This is a genomic window from Flavobacterium sp. PL02, assembly GCF_035013205.1.
GTDB lineage: Bacteria > Bacteroidota > Bacteroidia > Flavobacteriales > Flavobacteriaceae > Flavobacterium.
The window spans coordinates 1542211-1566953 of the sequence record NZ_JAYGJP010000001.1; the positions used below are offsets into that span (position 1 = coordinate 1542211).

The following is a 24743-nucleotide window of genomic DNA, read 5'->3' on the forward strand; positions in this document are numbered from 1 at the left end:
AAATATACATAGAAACTTTAGTATGTTAGATAGAAACATCCGTATAAATAAGGTTTTAAGGGAACTAAATATTTCTCTTGATAGAGGTGTCGCTTTTTTAAAAGAGAATGGAATTTTTATTGAAAGTAATCCAAATTCTAAGATTAATCAAATTGAGTATGAGATTTTATTGAAGCAATTCTCTTTTTCAAAGAGAATTGCTGATTCTACAATATCTGAAAGTAATCATTTGAATACCAACAATGAAAAAGCATCATTTACTTCTAAAGTTATCATAACTAATCCAAAATTAAAAGAAATCAAAAGTAATATAAACCTTTTTACACCAGGTAGCATTGTAAAGTGTACAATATCAAAAATTATAGTACCGTCTCAAATCATAATTGAATATATAGATGGCTATGTAGGAAGACTTTCGTTGATTGATATTTCTTGGTCCCTTCCTCAAAGTGAACAGGCATTTAAAAAGTATAAAGTTGGAGATACTATAGAATGTGTTGTTTTTGAGGTTAATGAAGCCAATAAGCAAGTCATTTTAACTCAAAAACATCTCGTTGAACCGATTAATCAAACAGTCAAGTGGAAAAGGTTAGAACGAGGACAAGAGTATGATGTAGAAATAATTCAAAATTTAAATAATACCTATATAGTTCAAACCAAAAGTAAATTATTTGGAATTGTTAGAAAGTCGCAACTTAATAACCAAACTGAAAATTTAAGATTAAAAATTAATAGTAAATTTGAAGATTCAAGTTTAATTGATTTTATTCCATCACATCAAGAAAATGATGATGAAGATTTAGTTGAAGATTTAGTTGAAGATCGTCTAAATTTTATTGAAGAAGATTTACAATCATTTTCTAAATTCAAAAGATCTGTTCTTGGTAAAAATGCTTCGGATAAACAAATTCAAAAATTAAAAAAAGGATTTGAATTAGACACTAACCTTTTTAGTAAAGACATTGATACTGGCGTGGTATTGTACTTGCAGTTTATACTTAATAGTTCCCCTTTTGAAACTGATTTAAAGCAAAAAGCAATACCATTTTATTTAAATCAAATAGAACATAATATTGAAAATGAAAAAGCTGTCCTTGAAATAGTTTCAAATAAAAAATATTGGATAAATATTAATAAACGTAAAGAAGAAAATAAAAAAAACAATAAAGAAATTATTGAAGTACTTGATTTTTCAATTTATAATGAAGAAATAAATTTTTATGGACTTATCGAAATACTTAAGGATAAAAAAAATGTAAAATTTGGGATAACAAATTTTAGCGTAGGCCAAAATTTAGGTTTTGCTTCAAGAACAAAAAAAAACAGCACTAAAAATGGTTCATTTCTTTTTAATAATAAATTAAAAGTTATTAGTCCATTAACTCCTTTACCATTTGATAATTCTCAAAAAGAATTTCTTGATTATTGTTTATTAAAACTAGAATGTTTTGAAATAGTTAATGAATTAAAAAAGGAAACTGGTGAAATATTAAAACAAGAAGGTAGAACTTTAGAAATAATTGATAAGTTTTTAGAGTATCAAATTAGTTTATTATCTAATGATGCAGAAAATAATGTTTTTGTTGAAAAGTTTGATAAGATAAACAGTAATTTCATAGGTATTTCTATTAAACTTCCAAGGGAAATTGGAGATAAATTAGAATTAGAAGAAGGTAGTGTAATAAATGTTAAACAGTATGATAAAGAAAAACTATCCAAATTGTCTGATGGCTTTATTTCGATACAAGAAGATAATTACATATTAAACTTCTACAAAGATATAAACCTTGAATTGTTACAAAATGGATTTTACCTTGATAAGAGAGTTTCTACAAAACAATTTGATATCCAAAGGGAAATAATAAAAGATTTTTTAGAAAAAAAAATCAAAATAGATCATATTGAAAATTTATTGGTCAATCCATCAACAGTTAAATTTCCTATTTTAAAAAATATAAAATTTAATAATGAAGATTTAATAAGGACAGAAATTGAACAACCTGATAATACTCAGGTTAGAGCAGTTAAAAAGGCTGTCGGAAATAAAAATGTTTTTTTAGTTCAAGGACCTCCAGGAACAGGTAAAACGACTGTGATTGCTGAAATTATAGAGCAGTTAACTGCTATTGGAGAAAAGATATTAGTTTCAGGTCAAAACCATGTTGCAGTAGATAATGTACTTGAAAAAATTGCTAAAAATCCAAACCTAAATCTTTTACGTGTTGGAAACCCTGAACGTATTAATAAAGATTTATTAAGATATTGCTACGAGAATCTTGTTAAGGAATACAGGGAAGATTATAAATTGTTCATTAGAAATCAAAAAAAACTTGCTGAACTATTTTTAGATTTTGTAAAAAAAAATGTAGATACTAAAATTAGATTGAAGGTTTATAATGAGAAAGTAAACGAAGTAATAAAAGAGTATCGTTTCTTACAACAAACTTTTAAAGATAAACATCATATTCTTAGAGATAATTTAATTGGTTTGTCCATTAATGAGCTTTTCGAAACAATTCAAGCTTTAGTTAAATGGGATGAATCTTTTAGTAATGAAAGTGAAATTTTATTACAACCAATTATTTATAATTCCGTTGATGTCGTTTTTGCGACATGCATTGGTATCAAAGGGGATAAAGTTTTTAAAGAAAGTAATTTTAAATTTGATACGGTAATAATCGATGAAGCTGGAAAAGCTAATATAGCAGAAACTTTAGTCGCAATTGAATTAGGTAAAAAAGTAATTTTAGTGGGTGACCAAATGCAGCTACCACCTTATATGGATAGTTCATTAATTGATAAAGAGGATCCTAAAAGTTTTCCTAATTCTGTTTATGGTCATGGATTTACTGAAAATGAAATTATACATGCTTTAAAAACATCTTTTTTTGAGTTTTTAATTAAAAGAATAGATGATAGTAAATTCCCTTCAGAAAACAAGGAAATGCTTAATTATCAACATAGAATGCATCCAAATATTGGTAATTTCGTTTCAGAATCTTTTTATGACTCTAAAGTGTTAATGGGTAGTCGAACTCATTTAAATAAAATTGATTTACCTGCCCCTTTTGATAAAGAGGTCATTTTTTTTGATACTTCTAATTCAAAAAATCCTTATGAACAAAAAGAAGATAATTCAATAAAGAATGATACTGAAGCAGAATTTATAGCCGAATTCATTTTACCTAAGCTCTTAGATAGCAATATTAATACTGAAAATATTGCAGTAATTGCTCCATATAAGTTTCAGGTGGCAAATATTAAAAAATATTTAAATAAATCAACTTCATGTCAAAATAAAAATATTGATGTTTCGACTTTAGATTCATTTCAAGGTAAAGAATATGATATTATTATTTTTAGTTTCACAAGGTCAACAGATCATTCTATAGTAAGAGCTATTAATGGTAAGAAAAAATACAGCAAAGTAGGTTTTTTGGATGATGCAAGAAGGTTAAATGTAGCTTTTAGTAGAGCGAAAAAAAAATTGATTTTAGTCGGAAATGAAAAAACTTTAGCTGATCCCCGTTCTCATTTTGATTTAATTTTTAAGTACACAAATTTATTTGCAAAATTAGTACAGCTTAGCAAAAATGACAAAATAGGAAATTTTGTAAATATAGCAGATTATCATAGTGTGACAACTCCATTTGAAAAGTTATTAGATAAGTATAAGAAAGATGATGAAGTAAATGCTGTATTTAAAACTTTAGGTGTATTTGAAGGTAATATGTTTGGGGCGTTTTTTTATGTAGAAGGTTATGAGTGTTTATTACCAATTTCTTTGATGCCTATTCAGTTTAGAAATGATGTTAAATCATTTGAAGCAGGTCACCTGATTAAACTTTTTATACATGAATTTAATAAAATAAATGAAAGAGTAACATTAAATTTAAAAGTACCAGAAAGAATAAATGATAATAGAGATAAGATTAAAAAAGTAGAAATTAGAGAATCAAGAATAGATAAGAAGCAAAGGGTATGGTCTGAAAATAAAGACAAAATAAAGATAGGGTTTAAATGTAAAGGAAAAGTAGTTCATAAAGCTGAATATGGATACATTGTTGAGTTAGAAAACACTTTAGACGGATTGCTACACATTACAAAAATTCCTAAACAAATTGAAATTAAATTATTTGAGACTATTGAAGTTACAATAATAAAAATTAATCTTGAAAAACAGCAAATCTCTTTAAAGTTATAATATGGGATTATTCAGTATAGATTTTGAAAAATTATATGAAGATTTATCTTCAAGAGATGAACAAATATTGGGTATGTTTTGCATCCAATATCCTATTTATTGTATTCATTCATGTATATTAGACAGTACTAAGGATCCTTTGGATAGTCTAGATAAAGTAATTATAGATTTTTTTATAGCGAAACCTGATTATTCGATTCAACAGGTAGGAGCTTTATTAGGATCTTCAAAATCTCTTGTAGAGTTCAGAATTAATAAATTAATTTATGACGGTCATTTAATAGCAAAAAATGATGGTTATTTTTTAAGTGAAGAAGGTATTGATGTTTTTATTAATAAAATCTTAATTCGACAACATAAAAAGTCGTATGATTTTTATGTAGATGGAATTACTTTAAAACCACTTCCAAAAGTGTTTTATACGTTTTATAATTCAAAGTATGTTAATGAAAGTGATTCTTATTCATATACAAATTCTTTTGGAAGTACAAACACGATTAGGCCATTTGGTCCGGATATAGTTCATACTCCACTATCAAAATCTTTGATTATTGAAGAAATAAAAAATATTGATTTTCATAATAGAGAGGATATGAAAATTCCATTAGGATTAATTGATATTGAAGATTTATCATTCTCAAAGTTATCATTCAATTGTATAGTTAATATAACCAAAAAAGATGGTTTACTAAAGAAAGAACTATTAGATGGATATCCGTTTTATTTGTTATCCGATAATAATTCATACTATGAGGCTGCTCGAAAAAATATAATTTCTTTTGAAAATAACATTAAAGATAAAGTAAGAGACCTTCAGTTTAAGATTATAATTCCAAGACAAAGGGAAGGTAATAATGTAAATTCTAAACCTATACTAGTATCTAATTGGCAAGAAATAGATAGATATAAAAACAGTGAAAATAAATGTTTTTCTTTTAGTACTGAAGATTTATTAAAAGTAATAGAAGGTGTGTTTAACATTAAAAATGCAAGCCTAGAGAATATTGTAAATGATGATTCTGAAATTAGTATTGATATAAATAGTGAGATGCTTTTAAACTCACCTAATAGAAGAAAATTAATTTCTAATATTATAAGAAAGAGGGATTATGAGTTTGGAAAAAGCGATAACAATGTATTTATTTTATATATATATTATAAAACTACAGATGTATTTGTTAATAAAGTAGTGAAGTTAAAGAATGTTTTGGATAATTATAAAACTCATCAAATGGATATGGTTGCTTTTAAAAATAAACATCCTGAGTATAAATATGATTTAAAGAAATGTTTAGTTGCAGCAGGAGAATATGATTTATTAGAAAAACTGGATATTAAACAATTTATGATAGAGATTTAGTAATGATAATAGAAATTAAACATACGGACAAACTTGAGACAGGTGCATTTATAATTAATGAAAATGCAAAAGCATATAGTGTTTATCCTGAAAATGAATTAATTTATCTAACTCAAAATAGTAATTTAAGACTAAAAGAGGAAATAATAAATATTATTCAAGCAAGCAAAGTTGTACTTAAGATTTGCAGTTTTATAGTAACCGATAAAGAAATTTTTGATTTAATACTTGATAAAGCACAAAATTCAAACATCTCTATCTTTATCTTAACTCAACTTGACAGCTCTAAACTTGAAAATTTTGAATCACTAAGTGAGTATTTAACTGAAGAAGAGTTAAACACCAAAACTTCCAATCAGCATTTGTCGAATATAAAAATGTTATATGATAATGGTGTTCATGTTAGAGCTTCTGAATCAGCTCATGCTAAGTTTATTATTACAGATAGAGTTAAAGGGTTTATTACAAGTGCTAATTTAACCACGCCTTCCTTAAATGAAAATACAGAATCGGGGGTTTATATAGACGAGAAAAGTAGTCAAGAATTAGATAAACTATTTGATTTGATTTACTTAAAAGGAACCAATTATACTAAATTTATAAGTACTTCTAAAAAGAATAAAATGATGGTAGTTAATACCGATATTGACTACACATTTGATAATTTACCAAGATCTATTGATTCAAATTTAAGATTTACGTATTTAAATATAACTACTAATCTATTAGATGAAATCATTAATATTATTAACAAGGCAAATGAGTACATATACTTATCGACATATAGCATCGTTGGACTAGAGAATATTCAAGAACTCATTAATACAATTAATAATGCTATTATTAGAGGTGTTAAGGTTTCTATATTTTGTAGAGGTATGAATTATAGAAATGACCATTTACTTGCAACAGAAAAATTAGTTAAAATTGGCTGTAATGTTTTTGGTAATTATGACAATCATTCAAAGGGACTTATTTCAGAAAATGAAGGGTTAATTTTTACAGCAAACATTGATGGTAATCACGGTTTAATTAATGGCTTTGAAGTTGGATATAAGTTGAATGAAAAACAAAGAGTAGAATTTTTAGAATTTCATAAGTACTTAATCCAAAATAGTAATTATATATATAAAATCAGACCACAAAGAATAGAATTAATAAAGGCATATATTATTTACGAAAAGTATAAAAAAATGGAACCCCCTCAAATTCCTTCTGACCTTTGTATAAAAGCACAATTAAATCTAAATATTGAAAAAGATGATTTCCTAAAGCTACCAATATTTTATAGTATATCAGGAAAAAACACTCACTTAACAGTTGGTAAGTTTACTTATGATTCTGTTTTTGAAGGTAATACCTTTTCAATAAAGAAAAAACTAAAATACCAATTTAATAGAGAAAAATACCTTCTTAAATTCTTTAATTTAATATTAGAAATAGAATAATGAAAAAGCAAATACCTTATTTAGACGAGTGGCTTGAACTTGCCAATTCAGGTAATTTTAATAAAGCTCAAGAAATTTATTATGAAAACCTTTTTGAATCAGTTATAGATAATTTTATAAGCAATTATAAAGATATTATTCCGTCAGGTGGAGTATTGTTCTCCATTTTAGGATTTTCTCCAGAACCAATTATATTAACTGCAAAAGCATTGGAACCTGAAAGACATATCATTTTCACAACCAATAATAAAAGTGATGGTAATGATTACTTAGAAAAATTTCTAGAATCAAAATATGAAATGATTTATATAGAAGATGAAAATTTTAATACAATCTATAAAGCTTTAAAAGAAAGTTTGATTTTGAATCCAAATTCAAATATGACACTCGATATAACTGGAGGAAAAAAATCAATGGTAGCAGCAGTCAGTATATTTGGAAAAGATTATGGTTGTAAAATTGTTTATGTAGATTTTAAAGAATATCTAAAAGAATTAAGAAAACCAATGCCAGGTTCTGAAATTTTAAATATTGTATATGATCCTTTAGTTAATCAACCAGAAATATTTCTTTTATGAAACATCAAATCGTATTGGTTGGAGGTCAGTTGTTACCTATATATATTGGGATTAAAGAATTTAGTCCTGAAAAAATTCATTTCTTAGTTTCAAAAGAATCAGTTGAAAGCCTTCATAATCTGAAACCTATGATTAAGAGAATCTCTCAAAGTGAATATAGATGTAATGCCTTTGATTTCTATGAAATAAAAGCAATATTTGAGAAAATAATTCTAAAAATCAATCCAGAAGACACTGTAACATTTAACTTAACTGGAGGTACTAAAATAATGGTACTCGCTTGTCAAGCTATTATACACGAAAAAGGCTTAAGTGGATTTTATATAAATCAAGATGATTCGTATCTAGTACTTCCTTCGTATGAAAGAAAAAACATAATTTCTGAATTAACAATAAAAGAGTTCTTTGATATTAATGGGCATAGTACTTATAATTTCAAAAAAATAAGTGATTTCACAAAAGAGGATATTAAAACATCCGAAAAAATTAAAATTTTCGCAAATAATACTTCTAGATATAAATTGATAATTGGGTTTTTTAGAAAAAAATTTTTCGATAAAAATTTGGCGTTACCTATAAATGGTTTTGAATCAATTAATAATAGCCTTAAGGTTACTTGGAATCAAACTTCAATAAGCATAGAATCAAATAATAAAAACATCTTAACAATAAACTCAAAATTAGCTCACGATTTGCTATTTAAAGCTCTCTGGTGGGAACTTTTAGTAGCAAATGAAATTAGTATTTCAAACAAATACAAAGAGGTATTATTGAGCTTTGAACTTACTTTTAAATCAAATAAACAAGTTGCTAAAAATGAAATTGATATTTTAATTAATACTGGAAAAAAATTAATTTTCATTGAATGTAAATCTGGACTTGTTAAACAAGAAGATATTAATAAAATGAAAATCGTAAAACAAACGTATGGTGGTGTAATAGCTAAATCTATTCTAGTTTCTCGCGAATTACCAAATCCATCAATAAGAGAAAAGTGCAAAGAGTTAGATATTGAATTGTTCTTCTCATTTGCATTAAAGCAAGAAGTAAATCCATTAAATAAATTATCGAAAGTAATTAATGATTTTGAACGTAAAGCATCAATTTAATTTGTTACTATTATAATGACAACAATTTTTTATAGTAGATATACTAACTTAAAATATATACACTTATAATTCTATTTCATAGCAATTTTCTTTAAATCCTATAAAAAGGTTCTTAAGTTTGCTCCGGAATACCCATTAATGGATAAACCAGTTCATGATTAAGGACCATGACCAATTTTAGGAATGAGTACATAAAATTGGAAAGATCTTGAAATTATAGAAAAATATGAAGCCTTTGTTTTAGTAGAGGAACTGTACTTCCAGTGACATCAAATAAAAAAGTGAATGCTTACCTTAAAAAATCGCTGATCTATGTGGTATTACTAGCATCTTAAATACCCATAAGGAAAGACGGACTTTTTGCAGTACAGTTACAAGCTGACAAATAACGTTCCCTTGCTACAATAGGTTTGGTGTTAAATTGGAGCTTATTTCCGGATTTTTTTAAACTTCCCAATTACAAAATCATATTAACACTATGCCAATTGACCAAATTGTAGTAAGTGTTGAGCAGAAGTCATTCTTCCGAGGTTATTTTTTTGAAATTATTATGACTAAACATAATTGATATTACATTCGCTGGACACGGTCTTTTTTCAATTGCTTTTTTAAGTTTTTCAATAGCATAATCGTATATTTCATCAGTTTTACATACAACTAATTGAATATACCAAATATCTTCTTTGTTGACATTTTTATATCTTTTATCATCAATTGCTATTTCTTTAGCAATCTTTAAACTGTCTACTATTTTTATATAATCCATTTGAGTATCATTTGACACTTTACTCGTGTTGTATTGGTCTCTAATAAATTTTAATTCTATTGCTATTGCTGGACCATCTTGGAAAAACCCCTTATTAGGATAAATTTTTACCATTTCTAAAGTATTGATGTCAATATTAGAAGGATCGCAAATTGTTAAATCAACTTCAAAGCCACTATTTTGATTTGGTTTAAACCAAGTAACTTGAGAATGTATAAATCCACTTTTCCATCCTTTGGATTTAGTAGGTTTAGTTTGTGAGAATTGTTCCGATTGCGAAAGTTTGAGAAAGAGTTGACATTCTAAATCTCCTTCAGTAAGAATTAAGCCTTTTTCTGATGAATATAATGTTTGTAAATCATTTATAGCTTTTAAAACAGCATTTAACCATTCCATATTATGTTTTTTTATGATTTCTACAGATGGCTTTAGCAAAAGTCTTTTATAATTGTTTCTCTAAATTCAGTGTAAAAATCATATAGTTCAGCCAAATTATTTAAATTCTGCGCTTCTATTTTTTTATTTTTTAAAAAGTATAAAAATTGTTCTTTGTCTTTTACAGCATCTTTTTCATTTAAAGTCAAATTATAAATAACACCTGAAATACCATTTTGATTAAAGAAAACAATGTTTTTGATATTTATTAAAGGTGAAATATAAAATAATTCAAAACTCAATCCTTGTTTTATAGAAAATGGATATTGATGTTCTTTTTCGATAACTCCAATATATTCAGAAAGTTGTTGAAATATTAAACTTCTTTGAGTTTCAATTTTTGTTTCTTGAATCGCTTCTTTTTTTAAATCTAATAATTCAGTCGTAAATTTTAAAAGTTCGATTTCGGTTTCAGAATGTGGGTAAACTTGAGGATATGAAACTTTTGATTTTGCAATACTCAGCTGATTATTTTTATGTTCAATTTTTTCGATTAATTCTTTCATATTCAGTATTTCTGGTTTTTTTATGATTTCTGCTAACGTTTGATCGCTTGCGGTGTGGCTGACTAATAAAGCATAATCTTTCGGTTAATGACTAATTTTCCAAGTACAAAACCATCTTCAAATTAAGCCAAATCCCACCATATTACCAAACGAAGGTTACCAGCAATGTTTTTATCTCAGTTTATTTATTCTTTATATGTACTTCTTGAGAAAAAGTTCCGCCTGTATACATTCCATTCATATTTGAGATTGTAGTTGCGTATGTTTTCTTTGCTTTTGATGAATCTACTTTTTCAGAATTTGTTATGTCTTTTTTTAGTACTTCACAAGCCTTTTTAAAATCTTCAATAAAAGTTTCAAGTACAAACAATGTACACGAGTTGGGTTCTTTACTTCCAATGTTTTTAAGATGTTCATCGCCATTTTTTATTTCAGCTTCAGTAGTTAGAGCAATTCTTTCAGAAGGTCTCCCTGAATGTGCAAATCCACATCTCATTCCATAATATATATCTTTGATGACACTTTGGTATTTAGTATTTTCAAATAATTCTAAACCTTTTTTGAATCTCTTATATGGAAGTTCAGGTTCATAATCTCCAAAACTAACATTATCATAAAAGCTTCCTAAAAATTCTATTGTACAAGAAATGACTGAAAAGCAATAAAAAGGTTCAACTTCTTTAATTTTTTCTATTCCAGGAATAAGTATTTGATCAATATATTCGGATGGTTTGTATTTTTTTGATGCCATAAATATTTATGATGTTTAGTAATAAGAGGGTATTTGTTTTCTGCGGTAACATTGCTTGTAGCGTTTGTACTGGCTGGTTATTTTGTCGAAATTACAATTAAATCACAAATTTGCCACGTTTCTATTGGTAAAATACAGCTTTCAAGTTTCTGTTTTCGATTTGTAATTTTCGACGTATTATTTTCAATTATTCATTTTTTAATTTCTGCGCAAAACTTTTTAAGTTTCTGCTGGTAAATTCCAATTTTCACGCTTCGTTGTCGTACTACAAAATTGCTTATTTAAAATATTTCATTTTTTACAGAATAGGAATTCCTATCCAATGCATAATAAGCATTATTACAACAGTTATTCCAAAACTGCACAAAGTAAGAATACGCCAATAAACAGACCTTCCATTCCCAAATCTCCAAATTCGTTCACCAGTTTCTTCTCTGTTTGATTTCAAAGTTAATTTCGACAATATATATGTTGAAATAATAAAAATAAAAATAGCAATTAACCAAAATTTTATCATAATTTATGTTTTTTAAATATCATTAAATTCTTTCGTATTTCTTGAAAAAGACCGCCAACTGCTTTGTAAACTTTCGGCGGAAACAAATGGTTATTTTCAAAAGGAATTTACCTCCGTAATTTCGGTATAACTAGCCAGTAACGGTCGGTCGCTTGGCGATGTGGCGGATTAAGAAAACCTAAACTTTCGGTAAATTACTAATTTCCCAAGTACAAAACCATATTTTAATTAAGCCAAATCTCGCCATAATGCCAAACCACGGTTATCTGCAGTATTTTATTTTTTAATTTCAATTATGACTGAATAAGCAAAAAAAGTTTTATAAGCTATTTCGCCAAAATCATCTCCGTCAAATACATGTAAACCCTCATAATCTGAAAGTTCAATTGTATTTGTATTAATATTAGAAATTATATTTTTATTACTTAAATCAGATAAACTTTGCTTTAGCTTTGTTATATATTTATCTCTTTCTTTAATCAAGTATTCTCTGTTCTGTATTTTTTTTTCTGTGTTGTGGTGTTTGATAAAAACTATAAATCCTCCCTTCAATGAGTTACAGAAATATGGTATTTCTGCGTTGATATAATTTTGTATTCTTTCGAAATCTTCTTTTAATTTATTAATAGTAGGATTTATTGCCTTTACTTCAAATATATATTCAGAAATATTATTAAATGTGTCTTTTTCTGTTGATAAAGCTATATCGACTTTTCCTTTTCTTATTTTTTTTAAATTTTCTAAAAATTCTTGAAAATTACTTGAAAATATTGTTGGACTAAATATGCTGTCTTTATCTTTGGGTTTGTAGTTTTCAAAACAGTCCTTATACAAGTCAAACGTATTCTTTTCTGCCTCAATTTTATATGGATAATGATTTTTTTTATTCCAATTTAAAAGTTCCTTACATAAATTTACTGTGATAAAATATTCAGTCATTTTTGTAACATTACCATCAAATGATAAATTGAAAATTTGGCTTTCTACATACGATTTATTTAGTGCTATAAATATTGATTCTTCAAATTGAGATTTTTTCATCATATTTTTGGTAATATTGCAGATAACGTCAGTCTGTGAAAAAACCTTCGTTTGATTAGAAACAAATATAGGAAAGTATTATTTTAAAACAGGATTTTTCGTATTTTTAGTAATGCAACATATCCTAGGAATTTCCCGTTATCAGATGCGTATTTCAAGTTTAGAAGACGCAATAAGTCCAGACAATCAGGTTCGTTTTATAGATGCTTTTGTATCGTTTGTAGATTTATCTAAGCTTGGTTTTGAAGTTAAAACGCTCAAAAAAGAAGGCCGCCCGAGCTATAACAATCAACTGTTTCTTAAAACCTATCTATATGGTTATCTCAACGGAATAAGAAGCTCTCGAAAATTAGAAAAAGAATGTTTTAGAAATATAGAAATGCAATGGCTATTGGAAGACATTCGACCGAATTATCACAGTATTTCTGATTTCAGAAAAGACAATCCTGTAGCATTAAAGAACTTATTCAAACTCTTTGTTAGCTTTTTGAAAGATGCCGATTTAATAGCAGGGGAAATCATTGCTATTGATGGCACCAAAAGCCGGGCGCACAATAGCAAGAAAGCAAATTTCAATCAAAAGAAAATAGACAAACATTTAGAATACATTGAAGCTAAAACCCAAGAATACCTAGATGCTTTGGAAGAAAATGATGCAAAAGAGAATCCTGTAAAACCCCAAAATATCCAGCAAAACATAGAGCGTTTAAAACAAAACAAAATCCGCTACGAATTGCTGGAAGAAAAGCTAAAAGCAAGTGGCGAACCTCAAATTAGTACCACCGATAGTGATGCTAGAGCTTTGTTGGTACAAGGTCAAGTGGTTGAAATATCGTTTAATGTCCAAGCAGCAGTAGATGCTAAACACAATCTTGTAGTAGCTACGCACACTATCAACAAGAACGATCGCAGTGCTTTATCGGCTATTGCTATAGAAGCTAAAGAGAATTTAGGTATTGAAACCTACACGGCTTTGGTGGACAAGGGCTATCATAACGGTAAACAAATAGAAATATGCAAACAAGCCAATATCACTACCATTGTGGCACAACCCGAGCAGGGAAAAAGTAACGAAAACGGTACGACCAAGGATTATTTAGTAGCCCAGTTTCAATACGATCAAAACACCGATACTTATACTTGCCCGCAAGGCGAAACATTAAAAACTACGGGCAGTTGGCATAAGAAAACTACGGATAGAGACAGCTATAATTTTAAAAAATACCGAACACCTAAATGCAGAGAATGTCCCGTAAAACATTTATGTACTAGTAGAGCAGGTGGCAGAGAAATCGACCGAAGCCAATATGCTGATGCAGTAGAAGAAAACAACAAACGCTATCATGCAAATGCGCAGTTGTATCGCAAGCGACAAGAAATCAACGAGCATATCTTTGGAACTATCAAACGGCAATGGGGTTACAATCACACCAACTTAACGGGATTAGAGAAAGTAAACGGAGAACATAGTTTAATCATGTTAGTTTACAATATCAAACGCAGTATCAATATACTCGGGGTTCCTGATCTTATTGCCAAACTCCAAAAATGGAACTCACCCTACAAGACAAAAGTCTTATTTTTGACAAAAACGAGTTATTTAAAGCTAAATAGAACATCTGATTTTTATCCAGAGAAATTGGCTGCCTAAAAAAAGTGGTACAGCATAAGGCTTTATTTGAATTATATTGCGTTGAAATTTGAGAGGTTTAATTAGAAACAGAGGTTTTTTCACAGCCTGACGTCCCCTTGCTACAAGAGGTTTGGGTTTAAATTAAGCCTTATTTTCGGACTTTCCTAAACTTCCCAAATACAAGAACATTTTCAAATTAAGCCAAATGCCCAAATCTATTGTAGCAAGGTGTTACCAGTAGTTTAATCTTCATAATTATGAATCAAATTTTCATAACTATGACCAATGTAATTCTGTGATTTTACTTTCGGACTTTCTATTATATCTGCGATTAGATTTTTTGTTTCAACGAGCATTAGTTTTAAAGTGTCTTCATTGTAAAATAGTAAAGGTTGATTTTGCTTAAACTGATAGTCAATGCCTTTGTAAGATATAGCTTTGTCATCTTGAGTATGAAAACCCTCTGTATGCATTGTATTTCTTGAATAAGTTACTAGATTTATCAATTCCTTATAGTCAAAGTTTAAATTTAATTCGTTAATTATTTTTTTACTTAATGCGTTGATTTTATCACCCGATAAACCTAAAGATTTTGAAATTATCTTTATAAAATTTTCAAAGCGGATAAATACATTTACAAATAATCCTTCTCTCAATTCATTTACAATAAAAGTCAATCGATTATTTATAAAGTCATTTTTCTGCGTTTGATTAGTAAACTTCTGCAACTCCCACAAACTAATGTCTCCAAAATGTTCATCAATTAAGTACAATAAAATAATTATGCTTTGAACAGGTTCAATCATAAGTTTCAAGGAAATAATTCGAGTGTCTTTTTCTTCGTCCCAGCCATTTTTTTGCAATTCGGTAAGTAAATCTCCGAATTCAAAACGAATGCCTGTGTATAGCTTTATTAATTCTTTTGTGGTTGTTTTTTTATGGTTGATTGTTGTCATAGTTTTCTTTTAGCAGATTGCCGATAAATTGCTGGTAACTTACTTATATGCGTTATAGAATCACACAAAGTCACTTCATGAAGTTAGATATGTGTGACAAATACACGAAAAATTTGAGAACGAATATATAAATAAATTTTTACAAATCATCAATCGGACTTTTAATTTGCTGTAAGTTTTTCACACTTACATTGTATATATTTTGTTTTTTTGCTGCTGTTATCACTTGATATTTTTTTGCATTTCTAGTAAATAGGCGCCACTTTCAAAAAGGTGCATGATATAAATGTCAATCTTTTTACAAATTCCAGATAAAAGAAAGTTATTTACCTATTTCAAGTTTAGATTGACATTTGTTGTTATTTTTTTAGCTCATTATGCCAGTAAACATCCTAATCCTTTTATCCAGAACACAAATTATCTATTAGTGATTTTGGACATATTACAAACCCAGTTTTATAGCTTTATCAGTAAATCAATTTTACTTCTATAACTAGGATGATAAGATGGTATATATCGGATATATTCCATTTCCTGCAATTGCTTAAAATATTTATGGTATGTGGGTAAAGTATGGATATGTGCTAAGTCCATAATTTTGCTTCTACTCACATTTATGGATGTTTTTTGTCCCTGACGATATCCTAAATACAGAATAGCACTCAACAGGGCAAAATGCCAGACATTAAGTCTGCTGTCATTCTCAATGACAGCCAGATAATCTAATAATTCTCCTAAGTCCATGATTATTATTCTTCGCTAAACAGCTTTATGAGGTCGGTCTTATTATAATAATAGGAACCCAATACTTTCTTGAACCTCACTTTTCCTGTCACCCTTAAATTTTGCAATGATCCAGCAGACATATCCAGCAATCTTCTTACGACCCGGCTTTTGAGCCATTCAGGGTCCAGGGATTCTTTCTCAACCGTTTGATTCTCGTCTATTATTTTACGAATATCATTTAACAGAAGCAATCCAAATTGCCTCAAGTCATCCTTTGTTACACTATCACTCATCATCTGCTTTCTTTTTTTAAATCTGATTATTAGAATTTAAAAGTACATCAGAACTTACTACTTCTTACAGCAATGTCTTTTCATGGAACTATTTGGCTGGCTGAGTCAGTTCCAAAACTGTTTTGTTGTTCTGCATTGATACGCAGAATAAAAATCGAATCCAGATACCAGAATACTTTCCAATACGAAAAAGGATAAAAAGGCAGCTAAGGTATTATGGACACCCGCCGCATCCCCCGTCAAAAGACTACGGCATAAACGGTTTCCTCCCCTAAAGGGTACCCCTCCAATTATTCCGTTTCCTTTTGCCCTTCCGCATTGTCCATACCTTTTTATGGCTTTCTTTTTTTCCGTTTTTTCTTTTGGATAAATATTTTTTGAGGCAGGCAGGTTAAGAGAAAAACAAACGTAAGGGGATTGTACAACATTAAAAAAAACAAACTATGAACATCATTGGAAGGGTGACATCAGATGCGCAGGTACGTAATGTGTCGAACAGCAAAACAGTAGTAAACTTTTCAGTAGCCATCAACGGGAGCTACAAAAACAAAGCGGGCGAGCGCATAGAGCAGACAACGTACTTCGACTGCGCTTATTGGATTAGCTCCAAGGTTGCCAAAATACTCACAAAGGGTTCTCTTGTAGAACTCACAGGTACAGTAAGCGCAAGGGCATGGACAGGCAGTAACGGGGAAGCTCGCGCAGGACTGAATTTCAATACCTCCCAAATCAAACTGCATGGGGGCGGTAAAAAATCGGAAACGGCACAGGCTGCCAAAGGAACAAGCAATGAGAAGCCTGAAAACGACCTCCCATTTTAATCAATAAGTATTCAAATAATTATCAAATTTTTAAATCATTTTATCATGGCACATAATATCAATTTCAACGAGAAAACTGGACGCTATTCATTCTTTAGCGTTCAACAGAAAGCGTGGCACGGTTTAGGGCAAATCGTTTCAGAGTACCCAACAAGTGAAGAAGCTATCAAACACGCAGGATTGGATTACCAAGTCGTAAAATCCCCACTGTTTACCAAAGGTTCGGGTATTATTGAGACGGCTGACGGTATTGAGATAGGCAGTAACGAATTGGAAGTACCCAGCTACTTTGCCAACATCCGCACCGATAACAATGCCGTATTGGGCGTTGTGGGAAAAGATTATCAAATTGTACAAAACCGTGAAGCCTTCAACTTTTTTGATGCCATTGTGGGGGGTGGCGATGGGATTCTCTACGAAACCGCAGGGGCATTGGGCAATGGGGAGCGCATATTTATCACAGCCAAACTGCCCGATTATATCCGTGTGGGCAATGGCGATGATGTAACCGAGCGTTACATTTTCCTAACGACTTCACACGATGGTAGTGGAAGTATCACCGCCGCATTTACACCCATTAGGATTGTATGTCAAAATACCCTTAATGCTTCATTACGTTCGATGACCAATGTAGTGCGTATCAAACATACTTCAGGAGCAAAACAGCGTATCGAGAACGCTCACAAGATTATGGGATTGGCAAACACACTCAGCAGTCAATTGGAGGGCATATTCAATGAGTGGACAAAAGTTAAAGTAACTGACCAAGAAGTAAGAAAGCTTATCCAATTGGCACTCTGCCCGAACAAGGAAACCCTTGACCTTATCAAAAAAGGTGCGCAAGATGAGATTTCAACCGTGTTCAAAAACACCGTTGATGATGCTTTTTCCTATGCGATGATAAGCGACACCCAGCAGATGGACACCACAAAAGGCACTTTGTTCGGGGCATACAATGCTGTTACTGGCTACTATCAAAATGTGCGAAGTTATAAGGACAACCAAGCCAAGCTACAGAGCATTGTAATGGGTGGAACGGCACAAATGAAGGGGCAAAAGGCTTTTGAACTGTGTACCTCATTTGCAACTGAAGGTGCGGAAATCCTAAACCTTAATTAATTAACCACAGGCTACCGCCTTAATCGGTGGTAGCCTAAATTAAATTATGAAGAAATTAAAATCATTAGAAGGAGCGAAAAGCCACGCTAAGGCGAAAAGTATTGACAAGAAATACAAAGACAAGACTTTATATATCATCCATTGTAACCGAACAGGAAATTTCTATGTAGATACCGATAGCTTAATACGAGTTTGGGAACAGCTTTTGGGCTACTACAACAATGGAGTTTATACGTCAGAAAAAGCCCCCTTATAAAGCTATACAGGGATAGCATGAGAAAATAATGAGACTTAATTAACTTGAATAACATAAAAATCATGTTACAGCAAGACGGAAACAATTTTGAATTTGCGGAATATCTCTATAATGAATTTGTAGAGAACCACCGTAAATATGGTAAAGATGCCAGAGTGTATTGGTATGTTTTGGGCAGTTATATAAAACTTGGTCTTTCAAAAGAAAATCAAACAGAGGAAAGACAATATGCCCAAAAGCTTTCCAATATAATCGGGGAAGCCGTAAGGGATTGGAACACCCATCTGCTACTCCTTAGAGGAGAGAAGGGAGAACAGGAATACAAACAACGGATGGAGCAATTCATCAAACGCCTTTGGGCGTTAGGGCATGATGAACAAAGTATCATAGAATTAATCATTAAAAAATTAAAATTAAATTATGGCAACGATAACTAATTTTTTCAATCAGATAGCGCAGTTGAATTTTACAGGTAACCTGCAACTGACCATAGCAAAGGGAGCAGAAAACAATCTTATAATATCGATAATGCTCCAAAACGATGGGTGTGCAGATACTGCAAAGAACATCATACCGCCCCTTAATCTTCGGGGAACAGCCGAGGAACTTGACAACGGTTTTTTTGAGACCATAACCACGCCCATACAGACCGCTTCGGGTTTGATGGTAGATATGGAAGGCTTTATGAAGCAGTTGGAAGAAGCCAAAAAGCAATCGGCAATGGAAAAGGAAAAAGCCGATAAACAAAAGAAAGAACAGGAAGCCAAAAACAAGAAGTTTAATGATGCCATGGCAAAGGCAGACGAACTCGAAAAAGAAGGCAAATTCCGTGAAGCATGGATGAAAGTCCCCGAAATGACAGCCTTTCCTGAAAAAGCAGACGAGATACGCAGACGCAGAACAGCATTGTCAGACAAGTTTGCGACACCGAGCCTTTTCGGAGCAATGGAAGAAGTGAAACCCGAACCATCCAAAGAGGGACTTTATCCCGATTATATGGCAGACGATGCAGAACAGGAAATGGAGTTGGAAAATGAGGACCAGCAGGAGTATTAACCCCAAAATCAGAAACTATGTTATTAGCAACGCAATTGGAACGAGTGTTTATACTCAAGGATAAAGGACAGGACATCAGACTGACCGACCCTGAACCACGCTGGAGCGTGGAAGCCGTAATGAATTTTTATGCCAATACGTACCCAATACTGACCACTGCAAAAGTATCTGCACCTCAAATCAGGGACGATGCAGTGGAGTACAAATTTGAGAGCGTAATGGGAACAAAAGGTTAAACCAAAACAGTAAAAACGATGAATTATGCAACGCAACATCATATCGGGAGTTATCAGTCTGCCCGAACAGAAACGACAACAGCAGTTGTACCGACAATTGGGCGAGTTCGCCAATTGGATGCAGAGACCCAAAGATGCAAACGAGGTGCGCAAAGACAAACAGAAATCCGTACCTATAACGATGCTACCAATGGTATTCTAAAGTGTACATTTCTGCCTAAACTGAAAACAGCACCATCCGTACAGGTTTGTAAGAAAACAGCAAAACTGGAAAGGGATTTTTATAAGTCCCTTTCCCAACTTGCCGAGCATTACAGCATTGAACCGATGCAGACACAGCTTTACGGCTATCCCTACAATATGGCTTTGGCGATGTGTGATATAGAAACTAAATTAAAACGCACCCATAAAAATTGGGATAGTTTGCGATTGGTACAGGACAGTAACAAAACTTTTTTTGTAAATGAGGAGCGATACAATACAGGAACTACCTTGTATTATATCCCCATAGTTCCGCTCTTTAAAATGCTCCACGACCCGAAGCGGAAAAAGACCGCACAATTACTTCTGTCGGTTTGCAGTTATCTGTACCATATTGCCGACATTCCGTATTACAGACAGGAAAACACGTACCTCTATTGGATGTATGAAATGATGAACGATTGGGTCGAGCAGGACGATGAAACGGACGAGACCGAAATCTGTAAAAGCGAGTTAAGGCAAGCCGAAGAGGTTGGCGACAGTATTGAGCAGAAACTATTCAACCGTATCAATTTACAGGTATTTGAAAAGCGTTTAAATAGTTTCAAAAGCCTTGATGCCTTTGACCAAGAATGTGAAAAAGTAGCTTTCGATGCCTTTACCCTTTTTACGGAATATCCCACAGCAGGCATTTTCCGAAATGCACCCATTTCCGAACAAGACCCTGATAATGACAATGATGACTATGACTATGAAACCATTGGAATGCAAAAGTACATTTCCTTTATAGCCGATACCAAAGGCTGGCTGTATGAAAACCTTTCCGACAGCATCAACAATGAATTTAATGAGTACGGGGCAATGGAAGAACCCACTATTTGCAAACACTTTGACGCAAGCGAAATAACAGCGGGAAGCCTTGATTTTGAGAACCGCCTGTTTCCCCTATTAAACGATTTATGCGGGTTGTTATATGAATATAAAACGGAATAAAAATGAACAATTTAAATGACATCACTGAGAGTTTCGGGACATTATACCACCCGAAATCTGCTTTGGTTTTCTATGAAACCAACGGAACTGATACTAATATGTATGTGGAGCATTTTGATATGGACAAAAACGGAAATCCCATCAATGCCCATCCTTTGACCGTAAAGGAAGCCAATGTATTGGCAAAGTCATTGCAGAGTGATGAAGAAAAAAGCAAAGCCTTTTTAAAGCCAAAAGGAATTTTACCAATGAATATTCTGCACATCAATCCGAGCGAAAAAGGAACGGTACTTTGGTACACCAAAGCACAGAAGCGACAATTGTTTTTTGTGAATGGTTTGGACATTTCGAGCGGAATGTCTTATGTTCCACCAATGGTTTGGTATGCCAACAAAAACAGCCTCTCCGTATTTGCCCTTGCAGGCGAGAGAAGACCCACAGAAAAAACACCATTATATTATGCTCCTTTTTTCAACGTCTATGAAAACGGAAACGTATGTATGGGAACGGTAAGTATAGACATTAAAAATTCAGCTTCGGTAGAGGAATTTACCACTGCTTGGGAACATTACTTTTTCAACAGCTATTTCAGCCATTTATTGGGAAACTACAATCCGATAAAAGGAAATTGTACAATCCTATGGAAAAACCTAATTGGCACAGATAAAACCTTCCCGAAAGAAGTATTAAAACCCAATAACAAAACAATTAAAAATCTACTCAGATGAACACTGAAAAAATAAAAGTCCATTTTACGGACAACTATCTGATTAATCCCACCAATCCGATTGCCATAAATTTAATTGGTGCAGGTGGCACAGGCTCAAAAGTCTTGACTGCTCTGATGGAAATGAACCACAGTTTAATTGAACTCGGACACGCAGGATTATCCGTTCGACTTTGGGATGATGATGTAATAACGAATGCCAATTTAGGAAGACAGCGTTTTGCAGAGTGCGAAACAGGATTGTACAAATCCGTTGCTTTAATCAATCGTGTCAACCGCTTTTCAGGTACTAATTGGAAAGCGGAAACGGTAAAATTTGAAAAGGACAATTTCGGCAGATTACGCCAATTTGCATCCGCTACCCTTTATATTACTTGTGTGGACAGCGTACAGGCAAGGTTTGGAGTGGCTGAAATCCTAAAAGAAGCAAGCCACCGCAGAAACTACCAAGACGAGCCAAAATATTGGCTGGACTTTGGCAACAGCCAGCACACAGGGCAAGTCCTGCTATCTACTATCACAGAGATAAAACAGCCTAGTTCAGAGAAATACCAAACGGTGGCAAGCCTGCCAATGGTCACAGATGAATTTGCAGAACTGCTCAAAGAGTCCGAACAGCAGGACGACACGCCAAGTTGCAGTTTAGCAGAAGCATTGGACAAACAGGATTTGTTTATCAATTCGTCTTTGACCCAGATGGGATGCTCATTGCTTTGGGGATTGTTCCGCAACGGAATGACCCTGTACAGGGGATTTTTTCACAATCTGAAGGACTTCCGAACCCATCCGATAAAAGTTGGGTGAAAACCAATTTTCGGCGGCAAAAAGACAGACCCTTCCGATGGTCGGGACAGTCTTTTTGCATAAAATTGGAACAACCACATTGGAAAAATGTCCCTTTTCCTATTCCTCTTCCTTACATTTTACCAAAGCGGTTGTGACGTTTTTGGTAGGGATACACATCCCTCAACTACATTTTGGACTTCTTTTCTTTCCACATCAGCAGCTAAAGAAAAGCAAAAGAAGGTCTCTTTGGAGTCAATCATTTTGTTGTCTTTTAATATTGCTGAATTAGTTTGAAATATTTGTAAAAAAAATACGTATAAATACCTAATCTCAGGAAAAAAAACTTTTTTAATTTAGAAGAAAATATTCTGATTAAAAGGAGATCTATTTTTTAACCTGACATAACACCTTTACTTAGTGAATATTAAAACTTGAATCTTATGAAAAAACTTCTACTATTTTTTTTAATTTTAAGTAGTACTGCTATTTATTCACAATCGGTAAAAGAAAAACAATTAAAGAATAAAGATAGTATTGTATTACAAAAAATAAACACGGCTTTATCTAATAAAGATTTCAACGCAATAATTCAAACTAGCTTTTCAAAACTAATTACCGGGCAAACCGCTAATAACGTTGGTAGTTATGCAGGTGTGGATATTGAGAAAACTGAAGTGACTTTCAGTCCTACATTTATTCGTAAAAATGGCAATATCATTACAGGTAAAATGATAGGAGGAATATCTGACGGAACCTATGCTGTTTTTAACAACTCTAAGTTAAATACTAATATCAGTTTAGAAGTTCAGTATCATTTTTTATATAAAAAGACTCCAAGAAAAATATATTATTATCAAAGTGACTATGATAAGAACATAGAAGATAACGATAAAATCATGAAAGACTACGACAAGGCTAAAGCTAAAATCTTAGCATCCTTTGATAACAATGAACGTATTATTGAAAACGATAAATTAAATACGGAAAATAAAACACTTGATGGCGATATTGCAACACTCAACGAAAAGTTGAATACTGCAATCACACATGATGAAAAAGAATTACTTACTGCTCAAAAGAATAACAAAACTTTCAAAAAGGAACAAAATATAGCTAAGATTGCTGAGAATGACACCCTTAATAAAAATTACAAAAAATCAAAAGAACTTCTCAAAATTGGTAATATCAGAGCCGACAAAATAAACGAAAATGATATTTCAAAGTTAAAAGTAGCTGGGTACCAATTCTCTTGGTTTTCATTGGCTTATAAACTAAAAAATGATGAGTTTCGATTGTTAAATCCAAAAGAAATTTATGAGAATCAAATCACCAAAGACAATTATATCAGTCACGAATTTAAAACACAGTATTCTTATGTTAATTTAAATCCAACCAATTACAAAACAACCTACTTTACTTCTTCTTTAACAATGAAATATAAAAGTAATTTTAATGATTTAAAGAAAATGGAAGTAACCCAAACCAGTACCATTGGAACGAGTTCAAATCAAGTAAGAGAAACTTCTGATAAATTCTTTATTTACTCAGGAATCTATAAAACTGGCATAACTGAATTAAATGTTGATATCGATTTTTATCATTTTCCATTTAGCAAAAGCGCTATAGGGTTTCATGTTTTTCCGAAAAGTAAATATACCCAAAATATAAAACCAGTTTACAACGCTGGATTTGGTGTCGTATTTCCATTCATTGATAAAAAGAAAGATAAATCAACTATCAATGCTGAACTGTATTATAATTTCACTAATATTTTTAATTCTAACGACGTAGATTATACATTAATTGAAAGAAACAACATTGGTATACGTTTGGTTTTCCCAATTAATTTTAACCTTAACTAATTAATATCATGGCAAAAAATAACATTTTAAAAAGTGATTCCTTTACATTAGTACGTCAATACACAGCAGTTTGTAAAGAAAAAGATCTTAAAATTGAATGGAGAGACACAGAGGACGAGGCAATCTTGGATGCTTTAGCGCACCAAGATGGGAATATTTCACATAGAGTAGATATAATGGTGCAAGAAAAGCAGAAATATATTCTAACGATTGGACAAGATAAAATTGATAAAGCACTTAAATTAAAGTAGTTATAGTAGTATTTTTTGTCAGGTAATTGCATTTTAATTAATTTTCTGTTTTAAAATTGTAATGTAAAGAAGTTAATGTACAAAGTCTGAATATTGAATAAAACAATAAAAA

General features: G+C 31.4%; 25 protein-coding genes. 17 read left to right on the forward strand and 8 right to left on the reverse strand.

Features of this window, described 5'->3' with window-relative positions:
- Positions 1-22 precede the first annotated feature (22 nt).
- The 5 genes from SHI72_RS06555 to SHI72_RS06575 are packed head-to-tail and all read left to right on the forward strand — an operon-like array spanning position 23 to position 8699.
- Positions 23-4204 (forward strand): AAA domain-containing protein, encoded by a 4182-nt coding sequence (locus tag SHI72_RS06555; protein WP_323489423.1) that lies wholly within the window; start codon positions 23-25, stop codon positions 4202-4204.
- A gap of 1 nt (position 4205) precedes the next feature.
- The gene (locus tag SHI72_RS06560) at positions 4206-5564 is read left to right on the forward strand and encodes a hypothetical protein (protein ID WP_323489424.1); all 1359 of its coding nucleotides are present in this window, start codon (positions 4206-4208) and stop codon (positions 5562-5564) included.
- A 2-nt stretch (positions 5565-5566) separates the two neighbouring features.
- A complete protein-coding gene (locus SHI72_RS06565; RefSeq protein WP_323489425.1) occupies positions 5567-7012 on the forward strand; it encodes a phospholipase D-like domain-containing protein in 1446 nt (481 codons plus the stop codon).
- Entirely contained in the window at positions 7012-7590 is a 579-nt protein-coding gene (locus tag SHI72_RS06570) for a hypothetical protein (RefSeq protein ID WP_323489426.1), read from the forward strand. Before SHI72_RS06565 ends, SHI72_RS06570 begins: the two co-directional genes overlap by 1 nt.
- The gene (locus SHI72_RS06575) at positions 7587-8699 is read left to right on the forward strand and encodes a Card1-like endonuclease domain-containing protein (protein WP_323489427.1); all 1113 of its coding nucleotides are present in this window, start codon (positions 7587-7589) and stop codon (positions 8697-8699) included. The genes SHI72_RS06570 and SHI72_RS06575 overlap by 4 nt, the downstream gene beginning before the upstream one ends.
- 517 nt (positions 8700-9216) lie before the next feature.
- On the opposite strand, the gene SHI72_RS06580 is transcribed toward SHI72_RS06575, so the two are convergent.
- The 5 genes from SHI72_RS06580 to SHI72_RS06600 all read right to left on the reverse strand — a co-directional run bounded on the left by SHI72_RS06580 (position 9217) and on the right by SHI72_RS06600 (position 12718).
- Positions 9217-9861: a hypothetical protein gene (locus SHI72_RS06580; RefSeq protein WP_323489428.1), complete on the reverse strand. Its 645-nt coding sequence runs from the start codon at positions 9859-9861 to the stop codon at positions 9217-9219.
- A 32-nt stretch (positions 9862-9893) separates the two neighbouring features.
- Positions 9894-10406 (reverse strand): hypothetical protein, encoded by a 513-nt coding sequence (locus tag SHI72_RS06585; protein ID WP_323489429.1) that lies wholly within the window; start codon positions 10404-10406, stop codon positions 9894-9896.
- A 181-nt stretch (positions 10407-10587) separates the two neighbouring features.
- On the reverse strand, positions 10588-11157 hold the full coding sequence (locus tag SHI72_RS06590; protein WP_323489430.1) for a hypothetical protein: 570 nt from the start codon (positions 11155-11157) through the stop codon (positions 10588-10590).
- A 298-nt stretch (positions 11158-11455) separates the two neighbouring features.
- On the reverse strand, positions 11456-11674 hold the full coding sequence (locus SHI72_RS06595; RefSeq protein WP_323489431.1) for a hypothetical protein: 219 nt from the start codon (positions 11672-11674) through the stop codon (positions 11456-11458).
- Positions 11675-11950: 276 nt separating this feature from the next.
- The gene (locus SHI72_RS06600) at positions 11951-12718 is read right to left on the reverse strand and encodes a hypothetical protein (protein WP_323489432.1); all 768 of its coding nucleotides are present in this window, start codon (positions 12716-12718) and stop codon (positions 11951-11953) included.
- A gap of 109 nt (positions 12719-12827) precedes the next feature.
- Here SHI72_RS06600 and SHI72_RS06605 point away from each other — a divergent pair, with 109 nt between their 5' ends.
- Positions 12828-14366, forward strand: a complete 1539-nt coding sequence (locus tag SHI72_RS06605) for an IS1182 family transposase (RefSeq protein WP_323489433.1) — start codon at positions 12828-12830, stop codon at positions 14364-14366.
- A gap of 224 nt (positions 14367-14590) precedes the next feature.
- Here the strand turns inward: SHI72_RS06605 and SHI72_RS06610 are convergent, their stop codons facing one another.
- From SHI72_RS06610 to SHI72_RS06620, 3 genes are all read right to left on the reverse strand, one after another.
- Positions 14591-15304, reverse strand: coding sequence for a hypothetical protein (locus SHI72_RS06610; protein WP_323489434.1), 714 nt, complete (start codon positions 15302-15304; stop codon positions 14591-14593).
- Positions 15305-15760: 456 nt separating this feature from the next.
- The gene (locus SHI72_RS06615; protein ID WP_323489435.1) at positions 15761-16048 is read right to left on the reverse strand and encodes a hypothetical protein; all 288 of its coding nucleotides are present in this window, start codon (positions 16046-16048) and stop codon (positions 15761-15763) included.
- A 5-nt stretch (positions 16049-16053) separates the two neighbouring features.
- Positions 16054-16326 (reverse strand): DNA-binding protein, encoded by a 273-nt coding sequence (locus tag SHI72_RS06620; RefSeq protein WP_323489436.1) that lies wholly within the window; start codon positions 16324-16326, stop codon positions 16054-16056.
- A gap of 440 nt (positions 16327-16766) precedes the next feature.
- Between SHI72_RS06620 and SHI72_RS06625 the strand changes: the two genes are divergently transcribed.
- From SHI72_RS06625 to SHI72_RS06675, 11 genes are all read left to right on the forward strand, one after another.
- Positions 16767-17144: a single-stranded DNA-binding protein gene (locus SHI72_RS06625; protein ID WP_323489437.1), complete on the forward strand. Its 378-nt coding sequence runs from the start codon at positions 16767-16769 to the stop codon at positions 17142-17144.
- A gap of 45 nt (positions 17145-17189) precedes the next feature.
- Positions 17190-18263, forward strand: coding sequence for a DUF932 domain-containing protein (locus tag SHI72_RS06630; protein WP_323489438.1), 1074 nt, complete (start codon positions 17190-17192; stop codon positions 18261-18263).
- Positions 18264-18309: 46 nt separating this feature from the next.
- Positions 18310-18519 carry a DNA-binding protein gene (locus SHI72_RS06635; RefSeq protein ID WP_323489439.1) on the forward strand — a complete coding sequence of 70 codons (210 nt, stop codon included), beginning with the start codon at positions 18310-18312 and terminating at the stop codon, positions 18517-18519.
- Positions 18520-18581: 62 nt separating this feature from the next.
- Positions 18582-18956: a hypothetical protein gene (locus SHI72_RS06640; RefSeq protein WP_323489440.1), complete on the forward strand. Its 375-nt coding sequence runs from the start codon at positions 18582-18584 to the stop codon at positions 18954-18956.
- On the forward strand, positions 18940-19575 hold the full coding sequence (locus SHI72_RS06645) for a PRTRC system protein E (RefSeq protein WP_323489441.1): 636 nt from the start codon (positions 18940-18942) through the stop codon (positions 19573-19575). The genes SHI72_RS06640 and SHI72_RS06645 overlap by 17 nt, the downstream gene beginning before the upstream one ends.
- A gap of 17 nt (positions 19576-19592) precedes the next feature.
- Entirely contained in the window at positions 19593-19811 is a 219-nt protein-coding gene (locus SHI72_RS06650; protein ID WP_180908164.1) for a PRTRC system protein C, read from the forward strand.
- Positions 19812-19829: 18 nt separating this feature from the next.
- Positions 19830-21005, forward strand: coding sequence for a hypothetical protein (locus SHI72_RS06655; RefSeq protein ID WP_323489442.1), 1176 nt, complete (start codon positions 19830-19832; stop codon positions 21003-21005).
- A gap of 2 nt (positions 21006-21007) precedes the next feature.
- The gene (locus SHI72_RS06660; RefSeq protein WP_323489443.1) at positions 21008-21733 is read left to right on the forward strand and encodes a PRTRC system protein B; all 726 of its coding nucleotides are present in this window, start codon (positions 21008-21010) and stop codon (positions 21731-21733) included.
- Positions 21730-22536 carry a PRTRC system ThiF family protein gene (locus SHI72_RS06665; RefSeq protein ID WP_323489444.1) on the forward strand — a complete coding sequence of 269 codons (807 nt, stop codon included), beginning with the start codon at positions 21730-21732 and terminating at the stop codon, positions 22534-22536. The genes SHI72_RS06660 and SHI72_RS06665 overlap by 4 nt, the downstream gene beginning before the upstream one ends.
- 422 nt (positions 22537-22958) lie before the next feature.
- Positions 22959-24380 (forward strand): hypothetical protein, encoded by a 1422-nt coding sequence (locus SHI72_RS06670; protein ID WP_323489445.1) that lies wholly within the window; start codon positions 22959-22961, stop codon positions 24378-24380.
- Positions 24381-24388: 8 nt separating this feature from the next.
- A complete protein-coding gene (locus SHI72_RS06675; protein WP_323489446.1) occupies positions 24389-24631 on the forward strand; it encodes a hypothetical protein in 243 nt (80 codons plus the stop codon).
- The last annotated feature ends 112 nt before the right edge of the window (positions 24632-24743 follow it).

Coding starts and splice junctions, on each gene's coding strand:
- SHI72_RS06555 (WP_323489423.1), top strand. CDS start 23: ATGTTAGATAGAAACATCCGTATAAATAAGGTTTTAAGGGAACTAAAT.
- SHI72_RS06560 (WP_323489424.1), top strand. CDS start 4,206: ATGGGATTATTCAGTATAGATTTTGAAAAATTATATGAAGATTTATCT.
- SHI72_RS06565 (WP_323489425.1), top strand. CDS start 5,567: ATGATAATAGAAATTAAACATACGGACAAACTTGAGACAGGTGCATTT.
- SHI72_RS06570 (WP_323489426.1), top strand. CDS start 7,012: ATGAAAAAGCAAATACCTTATTTAGACGAGTGGCTTGAACTTGCCAAT.
- SHI72_RS06575 (WP_323489427.1), top strand. CDS start 7,587: ATGAAACATCAAATCGTATTGGTTGGAGGTCAGTTGTTACCTATATAT.
- SHI72_RS06580 (WP_323489428.1), bottom strand. CDS start 9,861: ATGGAATGGTTAAATGCTGTTTTAAAAGCTATAAATGATTTACAAACA.
- SHI72_RS06585 (WP_323489429.1), bottom strand. CDS start 10,406: ATGAAAGAATTAATCGAAAAAATTGAACATAAAAATAATCAGCTGAGT.
- SHI72_RS06590 (WP_323489430.1), bottom strand. CDS start 11,157: ATGGCATCAAAAAAATACAAACCATCCGAATATATTGATCAAATACTT.
- SHI72_RS06595 (WP_323489431.1), bottom strand. CDS start 11,674: ATGATAAAATTTTGGTTAATTGCTATTTTTATTTTTATTATTTCAACA.
- SHI72_RS06600 (WP_323489432.1), bottom strand. CDS start 12,718: ATGATGAAAAAATCTCAATTTGAAGAATCAATATTTATAGCACTAAAT.
- SHI72_RS06605 (WP_323489433.1), top strand. CDS start 12,828: ATGCAACATATCCTAGGAATTTCCCGTTATCAGATGCGTATTTCAAGT.
- SHI72_RS06610 (WP_323489434.1), bottom strand. CDS start 15,304: ATGACAACAATCAACCATAAAAAAACAACCACAAAAGAATTAATAAAG.
- SHI72_RS06615 (WP_323489435.1), bottom strand. CDS start 16,048: ATGGACTTAGGAGAATTATTAGATTATCTGGCTGTCATTGAGAATGAC.
- SHI72_RS06620 (WP_323489436.1), bottom strand. CDS start 16,326: ATGATGAGTGATAGTGTAACAAAGGATGACTTGAGGCAATTTGGATTG.
- SHI72_RS06625 (WP_323489437.1), top strand. CDS start 16,767: ATGAACATCATTGGAAGGGTGACATCAGATGCGCAGGTACGTAATGTG.
- SHI72_RS06630 (WP_323489438.1), top strand. CDS start 17,190: ATGGCACATAATATCAATTTCAACGAGAAAACTGGACGCTATTCATTC.
- SHI72_RS06635 (WP_323489439.1), top strand. CDS start 18,310: ATGAAGAAATTAAAATCATTAGAAGGAGCGAAAAGCCACGCTAAGGCG.
- SHI72_RS06640 (WP_323489440.1), top strand. CDS start 18,582: ATGTTACAGCAAGACGGAAACAATTTTGAATTTGCGGAATATCTCTAT.
- SHI72_RS06645 (WP_323489441.1), top strand. CDS start 18,940: ATGGCAACGATAACTAATTTTTTCAATCAGATAGCGCAGTTGAATTTT.
- SHI72_RS06650 (WP_180908164.1), top strand. CDS start 19,593: ATGTTATTAGCAACGCAATTGGAACGAGTGTTTATACTCAAGGATAAA.
- SHI72_RS06655 (WP_323489442.1), top strand. CDS start 19,830: ATGAATTATGCAACGCAACATCATATCGGGAGTTATCAGTCTGCCCGA.
- SHI72_RS06660 (WP_323489443.1), top strand. CDS start 21,008: ATGAACAATTTAAATGACATCACTGAGAGTTTCGGGACATTATACCAC.
- SHI72_RS06665 (WP_323489444.1), top strand. CDS start 21,730: ATGAACACTGAAAAAATAAAAGTCCATTTTACGGACAACTATCTGATT.
- SHI72_RS06670 (WP_323489445.1), top strand. CDS start 22,959: ATGAAAAAACTTCTACTATTTTTTTTAATTTTAAGTAGTACTGCTATT.
- SHI72_RS06675 (WP_323489446.1), top strand. CDS start 24,389: ATGGCAAAAAATAACATTTTAAAAAGTGATTCCTTTACATTAGTACGT.